Annotated in this window: 17 protein-coding genes and 8 tRNA genes; all 25 read left to right on the forward strand. The window is 48.1% G+C overall.

Translation table 11 applies throughout. The features are described 5' to 3' along the window. Positions 1–134 precede the first annotated feature (134 nt). Positions 135–226 (forward strand) — tRNA-Ser (locus ACFTRD_RS29285). A gap of 47 nt (positions 227–273) precedes the next feature. Beyond that, a tRNA-Met gene (locus ACFTRD_RS29290) sits at positions 274–350 on the forward strand. A 9-nt stretch (positions 351–359) separates the two neighbouring features. Beyond that, positions 360–435 (forward strand) — tRNA-Val (locus tag ACFTRD_RS29295). A gap of 5 nt (positions 436–440) precedes the next feature. Further along, a tRNA-Thr gene (locus ACFTRD_RS29300) sits at positions 441–516 on the forward strand. Between the two features lie 9 nt (positions 517–525). Next, positions 526–603, forward strand: a tRNA-Asp gene (locus ACFTRD_RS29305). Positions 604–623: 20 nt separating this feature from the next. After that, a tRNA-Phe gene (locus ACFTRD_RS29310) sits at positions 624–699 on the forward strand. Between the two features lie 9 nt (positions 700–708). Then, positions 709–794: transfer RNA gene (locus tag ACFTRD_RS29315), tRNA-Tyr, on the forward strand. Positions 795–801: 7 nt separating this feature from the next. Beyond that, positions 802–874 (forward strand) — tRNA-Lys (locus ACFTRD_RS29320). Positions 875–1365: 491 nt separating this feature from the next. Further along, positions 1366–2310, forward strand: a complete 945-nt coding sequence (locus tag ACFTRD_RS29325) for a PucR family transcriptional regulator (protein ID WP_379386148.1) — start codon at positions 1366–1368, stop codon at positions 2308–2310. A 103-nt stretch (positions 2311–2413) separates the two neighbouring features. Then, a complete protein-coding gene (locus tag ACFTRD_RS29330; protein WP_379386150.1) occupies positions 2414–3538 on the forward strand; it encodes an ABC transporter ATP-binding protein in 1125 nt (374 codons plus the stop codon). A gap of 264 nt (positions 3539–3802) precedes the next feature. Beyond that, on the forward strand, positions 3803–4741 hold the full coding sequence (hprK, locus tag ACFTRD_RS29335; protein ID WP_192272351.1) for an HPr(Ser) kinase/phosphatase: 939 nt from the start codon (positions 3803–3805) through the stop codon (positions 4739–4741). A gap of 120 nt (positions 4742–4861) precedes the next feature. Then, positions 4862–5899, forward strand: a complete 1038-nt coding sequence (lgt, locus tag ACFTRD_RS29340) for a prolipoprotein diacylglyceryl transferase (protein WP_379386153.1) — start codon at positions 4862–4864, stop codon at positions 5897–5899. Positions 5900–5905: 6 nt separating this feature from the next. Next, the gene (ppaX, locus tag ACFTRD_RS29345) at positions 5906–6556 is read left to right on the forward strand and encodes a pyrophosphatase PpaX (protein ID WP_379386155.1); all 651 of its coding nucleotides are present in this window, start codon (positions 5906–5908) and stop codon (positions 6554–6556) included. Next, positions 6553–7095 (forward strand): acyltransferase, encoded by a 543-nt coding sequence (locus ACFTRD_RS29350; protein WP_379386157.1) that lies wholly within the window; start codon positions 6553–6555, stop codon positions 7093–7095. Before ppaX ends, ACFTRD_RS29350 begins: the two co-directional genes overlap by 4 nt. A 537-nt stretch (positions 7096–7632) precedes the next feature. Beyond that, positions 7633–8847 (forward strand): ATP phosphoribosyltransferase regulatory subunit, encoded by a 1215-nt coding sequence (locus ACFTRD_RS29355; protein ID WP_379386159.1) that lies wholly within the window; start codon positions 7633–7635, stop codon positions 8845–8847. Between the two features lies 1 nt (position 8848). Further along, positions 8849–9508, forward strand: coding sequence for an ATP phosphoribosyltransferase (hisG, locus tag ACFTRD_RS29360; RefSeq protein WP_192272361.1), 660 nt, complete (start codon positions 8849–8851; stop codon positions 9506–9508). A 108-nt stretch (positions 9509–9616) separates the two neighbouring features. Next, on the forward strand, positions 9617–10921 hold the full coding sequence (gene hisD, locus ACFTRD_RS29365; RefSeq protein WP_379386162.1) for a histidinol dehydrogenase: 1305 nt from the start codon (positions 9617–9619) through the stop codon (positions 10919–10921). Further along, a complete protein-coding gene (gene hisB / locus ACFTRD_RS29370) occupies positions 10914–11543 on the forward strand; it encodes an imidazoleglycerol-phosphate dehydratase HisB (RefSeq protein WP_379386164.1) in 630 nt (209 codons plus the stop codon). Before hisD ends, hisB begins: the two co-directional genes overlap by 8 nt. A gap of 3 nt (positions 11544–11546) precedes the next feature. Beyond that, positions 11547–12173 carry an imidazole glycerol phosphate synthase subunit HisH gene (gene hisH, locus ACFTRD_RS29375; protein WP_192272365.1) on the forward strand — a complete coding sequence of 209 codons (627 nt, stop codon included), beginning with the start codon at positions 11547–11549 and terminating at the stop codon, positions 12171–12173. A 340-nt stretch (positions 12174–12513) separates the two neighbouring features. After that, positions 12514–13248 (forward strand): 1-(5-phosphoribosyl)-5-[(5-phosphoribosylamino)methylideneamino]imidazole-4-carboxamide isomerase, encoded by a 735-nt coding sequence (gene hisA, locus ACFTRD_RS29380; protein WP_379386166.1) that lies wholly within the window; start codon positions 12514–12516, stop codon positions 13246–13248. 68 nt (positions 13249–13316) lie between these two features. Beyond that, a complete protein-coding gene (gene hisF, locus ACFTRD_RS29385; RefSeq protein WP_062326693.1) occupies positions 13317–14078 on the forward strand; it encodes an imidazole glycerol phosphate synthase subunit HisF in 762 nt (253 codons plus the stop codon). Beyond that, positions 14071–14793: a bifunctional phosphoribosyl-AMP cyclohydrolase/phosphoribosyl-ATP diphosphatase HisIE gene (gene hisIE / locus ACFTRD_RS29390; protein ID WP_379386169.1), complete on the forward strand. Its 723-nt coding sequence runs from the start codon at positions 14071–14073 to the stop codon at positions 14791–14793. Before hisF ends, hisIE begins: the two co-directional genes overlap by 8 nt. Positions 14794–14805: 12 nt before the next feature. Continuing rightward, the gene (gene hisJ / locus ACFTRD_RS29395) at positions 14806–15630 is read left to right on the forward strand and encodes a histidinol-phosphatase HisJ (RefSeq protein ID WP_379386171.1); all 825 of its coding nucleotides are present in this window, start codon (positions 14806–14808) and stop codon (positions 15628–15630) included. Between the two features lie 80 nt (positions 15631–15710). Then, positions 15711–16658, forward strand: a complete 948-nt coding sequence (locus ACFTRD_RS29400; protein ID WP_192272373.1) for a ribose-phosphate diphosphokinase — start codon at positions 15711–15713, stop codon at positions 16656–16658. 278 nt (positions 16659–16936) lie between these two features. Next, positions 16937–19189: a helix-turn-helix domain-containing protein gene (locus ACFTRD_RS29405; protein ID WP_379386174.1), complete on the forward strand. Its 2253-nt coding sequence runs from the start codon at positions 16937–16939 to the stop codon at positions 19187–19189. Positions 19190–19625 lie beyond the last annotated feature (436 nt).

Below are 19625 nucleotides of genomic sequence, written 5' to 3' on the forward strand. Positions count from 1 at the left end.
GCAGCAATGCATGGAGCTGACCAGTACTAATCGGTCGAGGGCTTATCCAAGTTGCAGGTTTTAATCGCAGGTTTCGTTTCGGATCTAGTTTTCAGGGAGCAATCCTTGTAAGCATTGTTCATGATTGTCTATTTGGAGAGATACCCAAGTGGCTATAAGGGGACCCTCTGCTAAGGGGTTAGACTGCGTAAGCGGTGCGAGGGTTCGAATCCCTCTCTCTCCGCCATCTTTACCTTAAGATGGACAAGCAATCAAGATCAATTATATGAATATGGCGGTGTAGCTCAGCTGGCTAGAGCGTACGGTTCATACCCGTGAGGTCGGGGGTTCGATCCCCTCCGCCGCTACCATATTACCCAGGAGGCTTAGCTCAGCTGGGAGAGCATCTGCCTTACAAGCAGAGGGTCGGGGGTTCGATCCCCTCAGCCTCCACCATATACGCCGGTGTAGCTCAACTGGTAGAGCAACTGACTTGTAATCAGTAGGTTGGGGGTTCAAGTCCTCTCGCCGGCACCATTAATGCCTGGAACCGTGGTGTAGTTGGCCTAACATGCCTGCCTGTCACGCAGGAGATCGCGGGTTCGAATCCCGTCGGTTCCGCCATTAATCCAATAATTAAATAAGGCTCGGTAGCTCAGTCGGTAGAGCAGAGGACTGAAAATCCTCGTGTCGGCGGTTCGATTCCGTCCCGAGCCACCATGTAATCCTGGAGGATTAGCGAAGTGGCCAAACGCATCAGACTGTAAATCTGCTCCCGTACGGGTTCGGTGGTTCGAATCCATCATCCTCCACCAGTTTTACGAGTCATTAGCTCAGTTGGTAGAGCACCTGACTTTTAATCAGGGTGTCGAAGGTTCGAGCCCTTCATGACTCATCTTTTTGAAAAGAGTGATTGATCATTAATTTGATTGATCACTTTTTTTGTTGTGAAAAAATGAATTGTGATCTTAAATGGATTGATAGCTGAGGGCAAAATTGATTTACTTTGAATGATTTTTTAAGAGTAAGTAGTGAGAATATCATAGGAGCTAACCCATAGTGGGAACGAAAAAGGCGATGCTGCTCAAGATATGATAAAATAATAGAAAAAAGCAGAGTGGTGGCGTTCATTATATGAAGCTCATACCTGATCTAAAACAACGAATCGAAGCAATTCTAGGTACTACATTACATGAATCCATGATAACTATAGAAGAATGGAATCGGTCTTCAACGAATTCAATTGATCGTAAAACAAATCCATTCGCTCTTAATTCTGATACAACAGAGACTGATCGCCACATAGTTGATGATGTGAGAAGGGATGGTTTCGTAACAGAAGTGAGCAGTTGGCGGACAGAAGACCGTATATTTTTTAGAGTGGGAATGAATGAACAAGAAGGAACTATTTTATATTGGGGGTGCTCTGTCGACTCTGTTACGCTCGAGGTACAGCGCCTGATTGAACTTCTCATTAATAGTCACAAGGAGCCGCTAGATGAAGAGCAGTCTGTAACATATGAAAACGATAGAGAACAGCTGCTCGCTGAATTGGGACAGTGGCTTCGACAACAGATCAAACACCCAGCCGAACAGAAATCCGTTCCTGAACATTTTGTATTGGCCGGTGAATTGAATACAGAGAAAATTCCATTTTTGTTGCAGTGTGAGACACCGGATGCCCATCGTATTCGTTCCAAGGAACTGAACAAGTTGCTCGAAAGTTACTTTGGTGAAGACGTTATGTTGATTCCGGTTGGAGAGCAAGAATGGCTATTTCTTGGTGATGAACAGATCGTTACAGGTGAAGCTGAGGACGATACGACTGAAGCCAGAAAGGACTTACTAAAAGCCTTTTGTCAGGGGCTGTATGAGTTGTTAGCCAGTGAGTGGGCGGGTGTATTCCATCTGTCTGCATCCCTGCCATGCATCCCAGCCGAACAGTTGTCGACCGTTACGGCTCTTCTTCAAGAAAGTATTCATTTGGGCAGGTCTTTCCATGTCGTACAACATATCCATCTCCCATGGGATCTGCATCTTGAACGTTTGGTGGCGAGCATTCCGGACCAACAACGTCTCCGTTTTATACAGGAAACGGGCAAGGGAACCATGTTGTTTAGTGATAGTGAGACACTCGCTACCCTGGAGACCTTTTTTAATCTGGATTGCAATGTCAGTGAGACGGCAAAGCGACTCTTCATTCATCGAAATACTTTGGTATATCGTCTGGATAAGATCAAACAAGAGATTGGATATGATGTGAGAAGCTTCGAAAGTGCTGTGCTGGTAAGGCTTTTGCTGCTTATGTACAAAGTGACGAAAAAGCTCTGATATTTTTGTGCAGTTTGCGAATAGTCAAACATCACATAAATGGGTTAATATAAAACTACAAAATGTATTCGATTACAAAACGATCTCTGAGGAGGCAATAATCATGGCTGGTGTACGTTTAGAGCATATTTTCAAAAAATACCCGGGTTCTGATAAAGCAACAGTAGTTGATATTAACCTGGACATTAAAGATAAAGAATTTCTGGTACTGGTAGGTCCGTCCGGTTGTGGTAAATCGACAACACTGCGTATGATCGCAGGCCTTGAGGAAATTTCTGAAGGTAAACTCTATATCGGTGACCGTGTCGTTAATGATGTTGCTCCTAAAGACCGCGATATCGCGATGGTATTCCAATCCTATGCCTTGTATCCGCATATGAGCGTATACCAAAACATGGCGTTTGGTCTGAAATTGCGTAAAGTGAAAAAAGATGAGATCGACAAACGCGTACGTGAAGCAGCTAGAATCCTGGATATCGAGCATTTGCTTGAGCGTAAACCTAAGGCTTTGTCCGGTGGTCAACGTCAGCGTGTGGCTCTGGGACGTGCGATTGTCCGTGATCCACAAGTATTCTTGATGGATGAACCTCTCTCCAACTTGGATGCTAAACTGCGTGGTCAAATGCGTGCTGAGATCACTAAGCTTGCGAAACGTTTGGAAACAACTGTTATCTACGTAACGCATGACCAAATCGAAGCAATGACGATGGGTGATCGGATCGTTGTTATGAAGGATGGTATCATCCAACAAGCAGCTTCTCCCGAAGAGCTTTACAACCACCCGGCTAACCTGTTCGTAGCTGGTTTCATCGGTTCCCCGACAATGAACTTTATCTCGGGTAAATTGGCTGAGCAAGGTGCTAGCCTGCATTTCGTAGCCCCTGGTGTGGACGTTGAAATCCCACAAGGTAAAGCACAAGTGCTGAAATCAAGAGGATACATTGGCAAAGAAGTGATTCTGGGTGTTCGTCCAGAAGACATTCACGAAGAGCCAGTATTCCTGGAGGCATCCCCGAACTCTGTATTCTCTACACACGTAGACGTAACAGAGAACTTGGGTCACGAAATGCTCCTCTACTTGAGCGGTGTAGGTAATGATACTACAATCGCACGTGTAGACGGACGTTCCAACACTCGTGATGGTTCCACAGTTAAAATGGCAATTGACATGAACAAAGTTCATATCTTTGACAAAGAGACTGAAGTAAACGTTCTTCTTCAAGACTAATAGCACTGAGATTCATCGGTAACGATGGAATCTGTCAGTTAACGCAATCATACATTGTAATCTGAGCCCCTTCCGTTATTGCTGGAAGGGGCTTTTTTGACTCATCGGTGAGTGAAGCCAAGATTGCATTCAGCCCGGAATTCATTTAAGATTATTTGAAGGTTAGATGCTGTAACAAACAACATGAATGCGCTATTAATGCAAATGGAATGACGCTAATGCTGATATACATAGAGGGCAGCGAATGCTGAAAGGAAGAGACAAATGGCGAAAAAAGTGAAGGTATCTGAATTGGTACAACAATTCCAGTTGGAGGTTGTTTCTGGATCTCACGGATTGAAGAGAATCATTACCGTAGACGATTTGAACCGTCCTGGCCTGGAAATGGCCGGTTATTTCGAATATCATCCCCAGGAACGGGTACAGCTGCTTGGTAGAACAGAGCTGGCCTTTTTTGCAATGCTGCCAGAAGATGAGCGCCGCGATCGGATGCAGCGCCTCTGCACGGAAGAAACGCCGTGTATCGTTGTAACCCGTGGACTTGAAGTACCACAAGAATTGATCGATATCAGTGAAGAGCAAGACCTGGCTGTACTTCGCAGTAACATGGCTACAACGATTCTATCCAGCCGGATTACTGGATTCCTGGAGAAGAAACTGGCGCCTACAGCAACGATTCATGGTGTACTCTGTGATGTGTATGGTGTAGGGATGTTGATTACAGGAAGCAGCGGCATTGGTAAAAGTGAAACCGCACTGGAGCTGGTGAAACGTGGTCACCGACTGATTGCCGATGATGCGGTAGAAATTCGACAGACATCGGATTTTCAGCTGCATGGTACTGCACCGGAATTGATCCGTCACCTGCTGGAGATCCGTGGCGTCGGTATCATCAACGTCATGACATTGTTTGGAGCGGGTGCTGTTCGTAATAACAAACGAATTACACTGGTTGTACGTCTGGAAGCTTGGCAGCAGGATAAGCAATATGACCGCCTTGGTCTGGATGAAGAGACTACTCGTATCATTGATACCGATGTACCACTTGTTACGATCCCTGTCCGTCCGGGTCGGAACTTGGCTGTTATCATTGAGGTGGCGGGCATGAACTATCGCTTGAAACAGATGGGTCTTAATGCTGCGCTGCAATTTACGAACAAGCTGACAGCAACCATCTCTGAAGATATGGAAGACATGGACTAAGAAGAATTCGATGTAGAATGAAGGGCCAATTGTTTACAGGACTACTCCTTTCTAGAAGGGTAGAGACATGTAGCAATTGGTCATGCGTTTGAATGAGTCAATTTATAGGAGTGTGAATGAATGGATACATTATTACTGTTGAATCCAATTGCGTTCTCCATCGGAGCGTTAAAGGTTCATTGGTACGGGCTTATTCTCGGTACGGCAGCACTTGTTGGTTTGCTGCTCGTCATTCGGGAAGGCAAACGGTACAACATTCAGCAGGAAGTGTTCATGGACATGGTTCTGCTTGGTGTGCCTTCTGCCATTATCGGTGCCCGGATATACTACGTGGCATTTCGATGGGATGATTATAAGGATAACTTTTGGGATGTCTTTAAAATATGGAATGGCGGCATCGCCATTTACGGCGCACTGATTGGTGCAATCATATGTGCAGTTATTTTCTTCCGTCGTAAAGGGTATAATTTCTGGCGCATGGCTGATATATGTGCACCTGGACTTATCGTCGGGCAGATGATTGGGCGCTGGGGTAACTTTGTAAACCAGGAAGCCTATGGCGGTCCAGTGGAAGAATCATTTTTGAGGGACAAGCTTCATTTGCCAGACTTTATCGTCAATCAGATGAATGTGGAAGGTGTATTCCATCATCCTGCGTTCTTGTATGAATCGATGTGGAGTCTTGTTGGGTTGGTCCTGTTACTGGTACTGCGTCGGCAGAAGTTCCTTCGTGCTGGTGAGCTGTTCATGTCCTATTTCATCTGGTACTCCATTGGTCGTTTCTTTATCGAAGCGCTGCGTACCGATAGTCTGGGATTCCAGGCTCCGCAGTGGGTTGCATCACTGGTTAATGGATTATGGTCTCCGATGACAGCTATGGGCTTCGAGCAAGGTTATCTGGATCCAGCCTATGGTAATGTAAGAATCTCGCAACTGCTGGCTATTGCCATCATTATTGCTGCGGTAGTATTCATTGTCGTGAGAAGAATGACGGGCAAGGCAGTTGTGCGTTATAGCGATCCGATTGTATCCTCCAAAGTTCCTTCGGAATCATCAGATGATATGGTGCATACGGGTTCGGTTGCAGGTAAAGAAGACGCGGTAACTCCAGAGCCGGCCAAAGAGCAACCTAAGCAAGCTGAAGAGAAAAAGGAGTAATGCAGCATGATTAACACGGTTTTGTTTGATCTGGATGGAACGATTATTGATACCAATGAGCTGATTATCAGCTCTTTCCTTCACGTTATGGAGGATCTGCAGGTGTCCACACCGTGGACGCGGGAACAGATCATCCCTCATATGGGGGGGACACTGGAGAATCAGATGCGTACATTCTCAGGGAAAGAGGATGTTGCCGAGTATGTAAAAGGATATCGGGCATACAATGATGTGCATCACGATGCGATGGTGCAGCCATTTCCACACGTCATTGAGGTCATTGAAGCCCTTCATCAGGCAGGAATTGTGATGGGTGTGGTCACGACCAAGATTCGCCCATCCACACTCAAGGTGCTGGAGCGTTTCGACTTGATGAAGTATATGAAATCGATAGTGACGGTTACCGATGTGATCCATCCCAAACCGCATGCTGAACCTGTCTTGAAAGCGATCCAAGAGTTGGGTGCAGATCCTGCCAAAACATTGATGGTGGGTGACAGTCCGGTTGATATTCAATCGGCGCAGAACGCGGGAGCGTTGGCTGCAGGTGTGGCCTGGTCCCTTAAGGGAGAAGCCGTACTGAGCGAATATAAACCGGATTATATTTTGCACGACATGAAGGACTTGCTTACGCTTATTGAAACGGGACGTTCATGAGAAAGGTAACACGCTATCCAGTAGAAGGCCATAATGCACTTTGGCATATCTACAAGACAGTGAGTCCATGGAAAGGTGTGCGCAATTTCATCTGGATTCAGTTGTCACGGTACTGCCCGATTTTATCGGTCAAGAACTGGATCTATCGTCGCATGCTTGGCATGAAGGTTGGTAAACATACGGCATTTGGATTGATGGTGATGGTGGATGTATTCTTTCCAGAGAAAATTACGGTAGGCGAGAATTCCGTGATTGGTTACAACACCACGATCTTGGCTCACGAGTATCTCATTAAGGAGTACAGACTCGGTGAGGTAATTATCGGGGAGAATGTGCTGATCGGTGCCAATTCAACGATCTTGCCGGGTGTGACCATCGGGGATAATGCGGTGGTAGCCGCAGGATCGGTTGTTCATAAGGATGTTGCTCCGGGGGCCTTTGTTGGAGGGAATCCACTTCGTGATCTGTCTCGCTCGAATGCTTCAACGGAGGAGATTAGCGTAAAGAGTGAACCATCTGTTCCGGGAACATTGGAGTAGGAGACTCATCATAAGCAATCAAGAACAGGTGAAGACAGACATTGCGGGAAAGATTTTAAGGACATATCGGAAACAGATCAAAGAAACATCTGAAAGAAGATTAACAAGGATACGGAAATTAACTTGAATGTGATCAGTCAAAGGACAAGCAATACGTTGAACGGGCTGGAATAAGGAAGCTGCTGATGGCAGCTTTTTTTAGTATCGGAAAATAGATTATTCTTCAGCAATGGGATCAAAATGGAGAATCTGTGCCAAGTTCACTTAAGAGGTCGTATTGTTGACGATGGATAGTCATTCATGTTATCATATCCCATATCCTTTAGTTTGTTAGCACTTTACCATGTTAAAGAATCGAGATGGAAATGAAGTAAAAAGAAGCATAAATGAACACTGACTTAATACGTTCTGAGGGCTGCCTGGCAGCAACAATGAGAGATCGGTTACAAGATAGAATGGGGATTTACACTACATAAATCCTGTTTGAAATAGAACGTCTAACAATCTTAAATTACTGACTCGGGGTGAATAATACCAATGTCCAAACCAAAAGGCTTTGAAAAACCGACAGGTTTTCGTGACTACACACCACTTGTGGTGACCAAGCTGCGAACCATTGAGCGGAATGTACTGGAATGCATGGAACGCTGGGGTTACCGTCAAATCATTACGCCAACGATTGAATATTACGATACTGTAGGGGTTGCAAGCTCCACATCGGATCGCAAACTGTTTAAATTGCTGAACAGCCGGGGTACTACGCTTGTGCTAAGATCGGATCTGACGGCTCCGATTGCACGGGTCGTTTCTTCTTTGCTGAAAGATGAAGAACTACCGCTGCGTCTGTCCTATCATGCGAATGTGTTTCGTTCCATTGAAGAGGAAGCGGGACGTGAGGCAGAATTTTTTCAAACGGGTGTAGAGCTGGTTGGTGATGATTCACCAGAGGCAGATGCAGAAGTTGTAGCACTTGCGATTGCTTCTTTGCAGGCAGCGGGCGTAGCTTCCTTTAAAATTGCGATGGGTCATATGGGATTCCTGAATGGGTTGCTGGAAGAGGTCATTCCAGGTCAAACCGTACAACAGGAGCAGCTGAAAGAAGGGTTGCTCGGACGTGATTATGTCGGCTATCGTCAATCCATTGAAGCATTGAATCTGGAGCCCAAACTAAAGGAGCAGCTTGAAGCAATTTTGCGTCTGCGTGGCGGTAAAGAAGTGTGCACCCATGCAACAGAGCTGAGCTCAAGTGCTGAGGCAGCGCAATCCATTGCACATCTGTGTGCTGTATTCGAAGTGTTGGAAGCGTACGGTGTGTCTGAACATGTGTTGATTGATCTGACGATGATTGGTGATTTCTCCTATTATACAGGCATGACGTTTGAAGGGTATGCAGCAGAACTTGGGTCCCCGGTATGCAGTGGCGGGCGATATGACAATCTGTTACAGCAGTTTGGTCGGTCATTACCAGCTACAGGGTTTGCGCTCAAAACGAACCGGATTATCGATGGTGTTCACGGTATTACAATAGAAGAAAAGAAACCTGTGCGTATTCAATATACGTCGGAATGCCGAGCCGAGGCTCTAACGGAAGCAGCAAGACTCCGCAGTAGCGGGCACAATGTAGTCACGTTTCTCCTTCCTGAAGATGGAGCAGAGACGAGTACAACAAACGTTGGAGCTCTAACAGGCAACAAGTCGATACAGGCTGAGCAGGTTATCACGTTCGGACCTGAAAAGGGAGGGGAACGCTGAGATGTCCGATATTTTGAAGGTTGCGATGCCGAAGGGCCGAATCTACAAGAAAGCCTCCAAATTGTTCCGCGAAGCAGGGCTCGATATTCCCGTGGACGTGGACGATACGCGCAAGCTGGTCATTGAAGTACCGGAAGCCGGGATGGAGTTCATCATGGCGAAGCCGGTAGACGTCCCAACGTATGTAGAATACGGTGTAGCAGATATTGGCATTGTGGGCAAAGACGTGCTGCTTGAGGAAAATCGGGATGTGTACGAATTGTTGAACTTGGGCATCGCACAGTGCCGCATGTCTGTTATTGGGCTACCCGACTGGACGCCTGGCATTCAACAGCGGGTAGCAACAAAGTACCCGAGAATCGCTTCCCAATATTTCCGTGAGCAGGGACAACAGGTAGAAGTGATCAAGCTGAATGGGTCCATCGAACTTGCACCGCTGATTGGTTTGGCTGATCGAATCGTCGATCTGGTGGAGACAGGACAGACGCTGCGCGAGAACGGACTCGTTGAGATGACGGGTATTCTGGATATCACGAGCCGCCTTATTGCCAACCGGGTAAGCTATCGGATGAAGAATGCACGGATTCAGGCGTTATGCGATGCTCTCCAACAAGTCATTCCAGCATCGGATGAAGTGTCGGCGGGAATTCTTAGGGGATAAATGCAGCGGACAAGATGGAATGGAAGTAACGAATGGACGTTTGATCATATAGCATAATTGGGTATTTGAGGCATCACAGGCACTAAAGGGGATAGGGAGGTTGTACGCATGAAAATTGTACCTGCACGGGAATTTGATCTGAAGCGGGAAGTCGAGTATGGTACGCCGGAGCAAAATGAAGCGGTACGGCGCATTGTCAGCGACATTCGTCGGGAAGGAGATGCAGCACTGCTGCGCTACACGGAGCAGCTCGACCGCACAAAGCTGACGGCTGCGGGGCTTCGCGTGCCGCAGGAAGAGCTTCAGGCGGCTTATGCAGCCGTGGAGCCTTCCTTCGTGACGGCGATTCGGCAAGCCGCCGCCAACATTCGTGCGTTTCATGAGAAGCAGAAACGCAACTCGTGGATGGATTGGCAGCCAGACGGCAGTCTGCTGGGCCAGGTGATAAGGCCGCTGAAGCGGGTAGGCGTCTATGTGCCTGGCGGCAAAGCAGCGTACCCTTCGTCGGTGCTGATGAATGTGATTCCGGCACAGGTGGCAGGCGTGCCGGAGATTGTACTTGTGACGCCGCCGTCTACCAATGGCGGCGAAGGCATTAACCCGTACATTCTCGTGGCTGCTGCGGAAGCGGGCGTGAGCGAGATGTACCGAGTTGGCGGCGCACAGGCAATCGCCGCCCTCGCTTACGGCACGGAGAGCATTGCCCCGGTCGACAAGATCTGTGGACCGGGCAATATTTACGTGGCACTCGCGAAGCGCGAGGTGTACGGCGCGGTCGATATCGACAGTATCGCAGGGCCGAGTGAGATTGTGGTACTCGCCGATGATACGGCGAACCCGGTGTATGTCGCCGCCGACCTGCTGTCGCAGGCGGAGCATGACGAGATGGCGTCGGCCATTCTCGTCACGACTTCGGCCGTGCTGGCGGAAGCCGTGCAGGCCGAAGTGCAGCGCCAGCTTGAGGAGCTGCCGCGTCGTGATATCGCAGCTGCCTCGGTGGAGCAGCATGGCGCGATTATTGTGGTCGATTCCATCGATGAGGGAATCGATGTGGTGAACCGGCTTGCACCGGAGCATCTGGAGATCATGGTGCAGGAGCCCATGGCTCATGTTGGCCGGATTGAAAATGCCGGAGCGATCTTCCTTGGCCCGTATAGTTCGGAGCCGGTAGGGGATTATTTTGCCGGACCGAATCATATTATTCCGACCAATGGAACGGCCCGATTCAGTTCACCTGTGGACGTGGATGATTTTATCAAAAAATCGAGTTTGATTTATTACAGTAAGGAAGCGTTGCTCCAAAACGGAGCGGCAATTATAGAGCTGGCCCGGCATGAAGGGTTCGAAGGACACGCCCGTGCGATCGCTGTACGGCTAGAACAGGAAGGAAAGGCGGAAGCGGATAATGGATAAGCAGAATAATGGTTTGGACCTTCAGAATAAAGGTGCTGTACGTCAAGCAGAGGTAGATCGTAAAACAAATGAAACGAATATTCAGCTTTCTTTTACCGTAGATGGAACCGGGCAATCCGAGATTGAAACGGACGTACCTTTCCTGAATCATATGCTCGATCTGTTCACAAAGCATGGACAATTCGACTTGAACGTACAGGCGCGCGGCGATGTTGATATTGATGACCACCACACGGTGGAGGATATAGGGATCTGTCTGGGACAGACTCTTCGTGAAGCATTGGGTGACAAGCGGGGCATCAAGCGTTATGCCAGTGTATTTGTGCCGATGGATGAGGCTCTCGCTCAGGTCGTCATTGATGTCAGTAACCGCCCTCACTTTGAGTACCGTGCACAATACCCGTCCCAGCAAGTGGGCAGCTTCTCAACCGAGCTGGTACATGAGTTCCTGTGGAAACTGGCACTGGAAGCACGCATTACATTGCACGTTATTGTGCACTACGGACAAAATACGCATCACATGATCGAGGCGATATTCAAAGCATTGGGTCGCGCGCTGGATGAAGCGACAACGATTGATCCACGTGTAACAGGTGTGCCTTCCACGAAGGGAGTGCTGTAGACGATGGCGATTGCAATTGTCGATTACGGTATGGGGAACCTGCACAGCGTCGGCAAAGCGGTCGAACGTCTTGGCTACGAAACGCTGGTTACAGGTGACCGGGATGCTATTCTTGGTGCAGATGGAGTGATTCTGCCAGGTGTGGGTGCATTTGGCGATGCCATGGTACACTTGCGGGAGAGTGGATTGGACGCAGTAGTGAAGGAGGCGGCTGAGGGAACAAAACCGCTCCTTGGGATCTGTCTGGGCATGCAGTTGTTGTTCAGCTCAAGTGAGGAGCATGGCGAGCATGAAGGACTGAATATTATGCCGGGTAAAGTGGTGCGATTCGCACCTGGAGAATTAAAGGTTCCGCATATGGGTTGGAATCGATTGGAGTTCCTGCACCCGGAAAATCCGCTATTCGCGGGGCTGGAAGCAGGTCATGTCTATTTTGTCCATTCCTATCATGCTCGTACTCAAGTGGAAAGCGATCTATTGGCCGTGACGGATTACGGACATCCGGTTACAGCGATTGTTGGCAGAGGCTCGAACTTCGGCATGCAGTTCCACCCGGAGAAGAGCGGAGAACTCGGTATGAAGCTGCTTGGAAACTTTCTGGCATTGACTGGATCGAAGGCGAAATCATAATTCGGGATCATATGATTTTTCAAATAAAACCTTGTAAAGTAACTACGTAGCTAAACTTATATAAAATCTAATCTATATAAATTGAACTAAACATTTACACGATAACGGAGAGGACAGAAATAACCTGAAGAAGCGGAGCTAAAAGCTTTCTAAAAGAAAGCTCCATCGGAAGCATACACTTCCCCTTTATCCCCGGATGTTCCCCTTTAAATAAGGGATTCAAAAAAATCTGGGGATAACAGCGATCGGAAGGTTGTCCTGTCATCGGAGTGGCAAGTGTAAATATTCTTAAGTTCAATTTATATAGAGCACAAATATGAATATTTTCAGGAGGCCTTGTATGTCATCTTTTATCATATATCCGGCAATTGATATCCGGGACGGCAAATGTGTAAGACTGGTGCAGGGAGATTATAATCAGGAGACGGTATATAACGATGACCCGGTTCAAGTTGCCCTTTCCTGGGAAAAGCAAGGCGGTACATACGTTCATCTGGTGGATCTGGACGGTGCAAAAGCAGGACATCCCGTTAACGACGAGCTGATTGGTCGAATTGCTTCGGCCGTTAACGTACCTGTTCAGGTTGGTGGAGGTCTTCGTACAGTAGCTGATGTGGAACGTTTGCTGAGTCTCGGTGTGAGTCGACTTATTATCGGGACAGCAGCTATTGAGGATCGTGCCTTCACGGAAGAAGTGCTGGGAAGGTATGGAGATAAAGTAGCTATTGGTATCGATGCGCGCAACGGATATGTAGCGACACGAGGCTGGCTGGAGACATCGGAGGTACAGGCTGAGGTACTGGCGAAAGAGCTGGCGGCATTCGGTGCGGAAACCTTCATTTTCACTGACATTTCCCGTGATGGCATGATGCAGGGTCCTAACGTCGAAGCGATTGTTTCTCTTGCGAAGGCGAGTGGTCGTACGGTGATTGCTTCCGGGGGAGTTAGTGTGATGGATGATCTGCTTCGTTTGAGCAAGCATGCGGAAGATGGTATCGGAGGAGCAATCGTGGGCAAAGCACTGTATACTGGCAGCATTGATCTGTCCGAAGCGGTTCGTGCTGTAAATAAATAATAGCAGTACTATATATGTTCAATTAAACATGTGCACGTTAACGATCATCAGGAGAGAGGAAGAGGAGCATGCTGGCAAAAAGAATCATTCCTTGTCTGGACGTGAAGGACGGCCGGGTTGTCAAAGGCGTTAACTTCGTCAATCTCCGCGATGCGGGTGATCCGGTGGAGCTGGCGGCGCTGTATGACCGCGAGGGCGCGGACGAACTGGTATTTCTCGATATCTCCGCTTCGGTGGAAGGCCGCGAAACGATGGAAGAAGTGGTGCGGCAAACCGCAGGCGAGATCGCTATTCCTTTTACCGTGGGTGGAGGGATCTCCAAGGTGGAAGACATGAAGCGCATTCTGCGTGCAGGAGCAGACAAGATTGCGGTAAATACGGCGGCCGTGCTTAATCCTCAGCTGATTGCAGACGGGGCACGTCGCTTTGGCTCCCAGTGTATCGTGGTGGCAGTAGACGCGAAGTACAATGAGGCATGGGGCGAGTGGGAAGTCTATACGCATGGGGGGCGTAAACCTTCAGGGATCAAGGCACTGGAGTGGGTTAAACAGGCGGAGACATTAGGGGCTGGGGAAATTTTGCTAACTAGTATGGACGCGGACGGAACGAAGGATGGTTTTGATCTGAAGCTGACCGCAGCGGTATCCGAATCCGTACGCATTCCGGTCATCGCTTCGGGCGGTGCGGGTAAGGAATCCCATTTCTATGATGTGTTCACGACAGGCAAGGCAGATGCAGGTCTAGCAGCAACGATATTCCATTACAAAGAAATCGCCGTTCCGGCGTTAAAACAACATTTGAGAGAACAAGGGGTGGAGATCCGTGACTAACGTAAGTAATGAGATCAAGGAAAGGCTATCCTTGGAACAGGTTGTGGAGCACATTCGGTGGAGCGATGGGTTGGTACCTGCCATTGTTCAGGATGCAGAGACTCGTCAAGTGCTGATGATGGCTTATATGAATCGGGAATCCCTGAAATTGTCGCTCGAATCGGGTGAAACGTGGTTCTGGTCACGTTCGCGTCAAGAGCTGTGGCACAAGGGGGCAACTTCAGGCAACGTACAGACGATTACTTCATTGAAATACGATTGTGATGGCGACACCTTGCTGGTTGAAGTGAAGCCGAACGGACCTGCTTGTCATACAGGAGAAGTGACTTGTTTCCATAATGAGATCATAGGCTTGCCAGAGAATTCGGCAGACAGTGCTTCAGAAAGAACTACTTCTGCAAGTTCCAGCTCGGAAAGTCGTTTTGAAGTACTGGCTGAACTGGAATCTGTGATTGCAGAGCGTGAACGCGAGCGTCCGGAAGGTGCATACACGACGTATTTGTTTGATAAGGGCGTAGATAAAATACTGAAAAAAATCGGTGAAGAAGCGTCCGAGACGATCATCGCCGCCAAAAATAAAGACAATGACGAGCTTCGTCTTGAGGTCAGTGACCTGATGTACCACTTGCTCGTGCTGCTGCAAGAGCGCAAGCTGCCGCTGGATGACATCATGTCAGAGCTGAGCCGTCGCCACGAGCGGCCTCGCCGCGATTAGGAGGCGAGGCCTGTGCGCATAGACTATCATACACACCATGAGCGGTGTGGTCATGCCGTTGGCAAGTTGGAGGCGTATGTGCAGCGTGGGGTGGAAATTGGCCTGTCGCAGATTGGGCTGTCGGATCATATGCCTTTGCTGCATGTAGACCCCGCTCATTATTATCCTGAGATGGCAATGCCGATGGACGAGCTGCCACGTTATGTGGAAGAGTGTTTCTCTCTGAAGGAGCGGTACCGCGGTCAGATCGATGTACGTGTTGGTCTCGAAGGAGACTATATAGAAGGCTGGGAAACCGAAATTCGGGCCATTATTGAACGGTATCCATGGGACTATGTGATTGGATCCGTTCATTTTCTCGGAGAATGGGACATTACGGATTTTCGCCAGACCCATCATTGGGAGGGTAAAGACGTACTGGAAGTCTATCGTCAGTACTATGATGCCGTGAGCAAAGCCGCAGCTACAGGAATGTACGATATTATGGGCCATACGGATGTGATCAAACGTTTTGGCTTTACTCCAGCACCAGAGCAGACGGGAGAGCGTATAGCCCTGGAAAATGCAGCACTGCAAGCCATCGCAAAGAGTGGCTGTGCCATGGAGCTCAATGCATCAGGATTATCAAAGCCATGCGCAGAGATGTTCCCTGGCCGCCGGATGTTAACGGAGGCCATCCAATTGGGGATTCCGCTGACACTTGGTTCCGATGCACACGATCCACTGAAACTGGGGGATTACCTGCCAGAAGCCGAGGCACTCCTGCGTGAACTGGGCTGCACGGAGGTCGCTGTTTTTGAAGGCCGCCAACGTTCGTTCCTTTCTTTAAATGTATAGAACAGTGGAGTATAATGAGGGTAGGAAATAACCTTGTAGATAAGGGATTATATAGGGACTTCAACCCTCGGGAGGGCATTATGCAGCATTCGTTACGTATTTTTTCCGGTTCATCGAACCCTAAGCTGGCAGAACAGGTATGCGACAAGCTGGGCGTACAACTAGGCAAGATCAAACTGTCCCGGTTCAAGAGCGGAGAAATATACGTTCACTACGAAGAAACGATCCGCAACTGTGATGTGTTTCTGATACAATCATTATCTCATCCGATCAATGAGTTGTTTGTTGAACTGCTCGTCATGATTGATGCAGCCAAAAGGGCTTCTGCCCGCACAGTAAATATTATTGTTCCCTACTACGGATATGCCCGTCAGGAACGTAAATCCGCCCCGCGCGAGCCAATTTCGGCCAAGATGGTTGCAGATGTGTTGACTACCGCCGGAGCGAACCGGGTAGTAACCATTGATCTGCACGCAGCAGCAATTCAGGGATTCTTCAATATTCCAGTGGATCATATGACATCATTGGATCTTATTAGTGACTATTTGCTGAGCAAGGGGATTGAAAATCCGGTGGTTGTCTCTCCTGATGCGGGGCGAGCATCGATGGCGGAGAAACTGGCGAATCGTCTGGACTCCCCATTTGCCATCATGATCAAGAAGCGGCCAAGCCATAACGAATCAATCATTACGCATGTCATTGGGGATGTGGAGGGTCGGACCCCGATTATTATTGAGGATCTGATTGATACCGGAACTACCATTCTCAATGTGGTTGAAGGATTGAAGGAGCGCGGCTCCAAAAATGTATACGTATGCGCAACACATGGGCTGTTCTCCGACGGAGCATTAGGCAAGCTGAATCATCCTTCCATCGCTGAAGTGGTGGTCACGGACTCGATAGCGCTGCCAGACGACCATCCCGAATGCTTCAAGGTGTTACCAGTGGCTCCGATGCTTGCAAGTGCTATTCGCATTATTGTGGATGGTGGCTCCATGGCGACACTGTTTAAAGATTCCGGCATCTAACCATGTAACACAGAGTGTGCTAATCCAGATTTAATGTTCCGTGTTTGAGTAGTTTGCTGCTCAACACGGTTTTTTTATATTGTATGTAGTATAGCGGGTAGATGAGTGAGAAGCAGGTAAACGATTCCATGCTTTGCTGGTCGGCGGCTTGTGCTATAATAACATCAAATTGTATATGGTAATGTGTTATGTGGGTATTTCAATTTCAGAGATGATGTAATGAACAGTAGAACCACGGCAGACATACAGCGGCGTCGTGGAGTGAGGAGTGGGGTCTATTGTCCCGTACTTGGTATTATCGGTTACTGTTTTCGTATTTTCCTATTTTCTTCCTTACCATGACCGTACTCATTTTTATCGCTTTTGTTTTCATTAATGACATCTCCAGGGAAGAAACAAGGAAAGCAGACCGCATCTCCTCCAGTTATCTCGTGGACAGTCTGGATCGGACGGTCAGGGGGATTGAGCTATCGGTATTGGAGGCGGTACAGAACGATCAGGCTTACAAGCTATATTTCAACAGCCAACATCAGACAGGTAAAGAGACGGTATACAGCATTGCACAGAGCTTGCGTGAGCTGACAAGTGCTAACTCTTGGATTCAGTCCATTTATTTATATGACAAGAAAAATGAAAGCGTTTTAACATTGAGCGGTTCCAAGGATATGGACAGCTTTTCAGACAAAGTGTGGATCGACCGGATTAATTCCGGCTCCCTTACTCCAGGCTGGCAGCCTGTCCGGGAATACGATGCAGGGGTTAATCAGCGTATGCCTATTCGGGTGTTGACGGTAAATAAGGATATGCCTTTGCCTTTTGGCTCGGACGGAGTACTTGTAATCAATATCAAGATGAGCAGTGTCGAGCAAAGTATTGATAGTATGGTCAATGGACAGCTTTCCTTCATGACGATATATGACCAAGATGGTCAGGTTGTGTACAATGCGCATTCAGATCGTGAAGGCAGTGAAGATGGACAAGAGCTAAACAGACTCTCATTGGAACGATTGGGTTGGACGATCTCCAGTGGAATCAAGGAGGGCAACCTTTATGGCTGGGTCTCAGTGGTTTCCTATGTGTGGGTTGTCATTGCGATTGTGACAGTCATCTGCGCTGTTGTCTACATCATCTATATCACCCGTCGCAACTATAAACCTATTCAAATTATTATGAATCGAATAGAGGCCCATCAGATTCGGGTGCTGGAACAGTCCGGCTCTCGCACCGATGAGATGAAATTGATTGATGGTGTGCTGGAGAATCTGATCAACCATATGATGGATTCGGATAAGAAGAGCAGAGAAAATGTACTGCTGCAACGCAGCAAACTGTTTAACGATCTGTTGAATGGGGAGAATCTGGATCATGCGGTAGAGCGACTAAAGGATCTATCACCGTTAACGGGAGTTGAAGCTTCATCATGCTTCGCCGTTGTGGTTGGTGAGATCAATCGATATGAGAAGGGATTCCAGGAACGGTTTACGAGAGGTGAGCAGAATACACTCAAATTTGCGCTAATGAACGTTCTGCAAGAGCTCTCACGCAATGCGGGCATGCAATGCTGGACAGAATGGATCAGCTCGGATCAGATTGCCATCCTTTTCCTATCCACAGACCATAACCCGGACATGACTGAGCAGATCCTCCTGGTTGCAGAGGAATGTCGGTCCTGGGTTGAGCAGAATCTGAGGATATCATTGAGTTTCGGTATCGGACCGATCGCAGATGGGATCAAGGTCATTCGGGAATCATATGTCGCGGCTGAGACGGTCATGCACCGCAAATTGCTGAGGGATGGGGATGTGGCCGTGGCCGGATATGGAGAAACCCAGCAGCAGCTGCTTGAAACGTATACGTATTTGCAGATGATTGCAGATTTTGTCAAAAGGTTTCGGATGTCGAGCAGTCAATGGCGTGATCAACTGGAGGAGATCTTCGCGGGTTTTGAACGTGATAAGCTCCCGGATGATGACATTCATTCCTTGGTTCGGGCGATGCTACAGATGCTTAGTCGGGAAGTGGCGGTCATGTCTGAAAAGCTGCAAGAGGATTTGTCAGAGGATAACATAAACAAGCAATTGATGCTGATGAAAGAGGCGGATACGCTTGAGGATGTCAAAGATATTCTGTTTGATGGCCTAACGGATCTGTTCAGAACGTATGTATCGGCAACCGAGACCAAAAGCTATAAAGCGATGGTCAATGAAATGAAGAACTATATCGAAGAACAGTTTGCGAATCCCGACCTTTCCCTGAAGCATCTAAGCGATCGATTCCAGATTACCGGCAAACATGCAAGTTATTTGTTCAAGACAGAGTTCAATATGAAATTTGTAGACTTCCTTACAGATTTGCGGATGAAGGAAACGGAGCGTCTTTTGCGGAAAACGGATCTTTCGCTTCAGGACATTGCCTTGAAGGTGGGATATGCCAATGGAATTACCTTGGGACGTGTATTCAAACGGGTTATGGGTATTACACCGGGAGACTATCGACGTTTGAAACGTGAGCATCACGAAACCGAGTCATAATCATAGACTCTAGCTTCACATTACATTATGCCAAGCGATGGGTGGAATTCATGCAGACTTTTCTCAGGAGAAGCCGTGCAGGAGTCCACCTTTTTGCTACGAGTGTAAACCTGAAGCCAAAAGGAAACCTGTGTCTATGCAAGAGCCCACTGATTTACGCCTGTTTTTGGCCCTTTTACGAATATAGTCAGTGTCTGAAAATGGTTTATTGGCATAGGCCGCGGTTGAACCTGGCAGGAGGATGCTTGAATGGCGAGGACTAAGGCTCTACGGGCCTTAACAGGGCTGTGCAGAAAATGGTCAGTATACGAAAAACGTCACTGGAGATAAACCATTATCCGTATGTAAGCGTTTACGAAACGAGTTTATTGCAAGAGTACGCAATGATGTGGAATACTCTGGGCAAGCTTTAAACATTCACGCATAGCCAAAGGGG

This window comes from Paenibacillus sp. NPDC056933 (genome assembly GCF_042674385.1).
Taxonomy (GTDB): Bacteria; Bacillota; Bacilli; order Paenibacillales; family Paenibacillaceae; genus Paenibacillus.

What these genes read in the sequence shown, in the direction of transcription:
- ACFTRD_RS29325 (WP_379386148.1), top strand. Translation starts at nt 1,366, where the DNA reads ATGAATGAACAAGAAGGAACTATTTTATATTGGGGGTGCTCTGTCGAC.
- ACFTRD_RS29355 (WP_379386159.1), top strand. Translation starts at nt 7,633, where the DNA reads ATGTCCAAACCAAAAGGCTTTGAAAAACCGACAGGTTTTCGTGACTAC.
- hisB (WP_379386164.1), top strand. Translation starts at nt 10,914, where the DNA reads ATGGATAAGCAGAATAATGGTTTGGACCTTCAGAATAAAGGTGCTGTA.
- ACFTRD_RS29400 (WP_192272373.1), top strand. Translation starts at nt 15,711, where the DNA reads ATGCAGCATTCGTTACGTATTTTTTCCGGTTCATCGAACCCTAAGCTG.
- hisD (WP_379386162.1), top strand. Translation starts at nt 9,617, where the DNA reads ATGAAAATTGTACCTGCACGGGAATTTGATCTGAAGCGGGAAGTCGAG.
- hisH (WP_192272365.1), top strand. Translation starts at nt 11,547, where the DNA reads ATGGCGATTGCAATTGTCGATTACGGTATGGGGAACCTGCACAGCGTC.
- ACFTRD_RS29350 (WP_379386157.1), top strand. Translation starts at nt 6,553, where the DNA reads ATGAGAAAGGTAACACGCTATCCAGTAGAAGGCCATAATGCACTTTGG.
- hprK (WP_192272351.1), top strand. Translation starts at nt 3,803, where the DNA reads ATGGCGAAAAAAGTGAAGGTATCTGAATTGGTACAACAATTCCAGTTG.
- ppaX (WP_379386155.1), top strand. Translation starts at nt 5,906, where the DNA reads ATGATTAACACGGTTTTGTTTGATCTGGATGGAACGATTATTGATACC.
- ACFTRD_RS29330 (WP_379386150.1), top strand. Translation starts at nt 2,414, where the DNA reads ATGGCTGGTGTACGTTTAGAGCATATTTTCAAAAAATACCCGGGTTCT.
- hisA (WP_379386166.1), top strand. Translation starts at nt 12,514, where the DNA reads ATGTCATCTTTTATCATATATCCGGCAATTGATATCCGGGACGGCAAA.
- lgt (WP_379386153.1), top strand. Translation starts at nt 4,862, where the DNA reads ATGGATACATTATTACTGTTGAATCCAATTGCGTTCTCCATCGGAGCG.
- hisG (WP_192272361.1), top strand. Translation starts at nt 8,849, where the DNA reads ATGTCCGATATTTTGAAGGTTGCGATGCCGAAGGGCCGAATCTACAAG.
- hisF (WP_062326693.1), top strand. Translation starts at nt 13,317, where the DNA reads ATGCTGGCAAAAAGAATCATTCCTTGTCTGGACGTGAAGGACGGCCGG.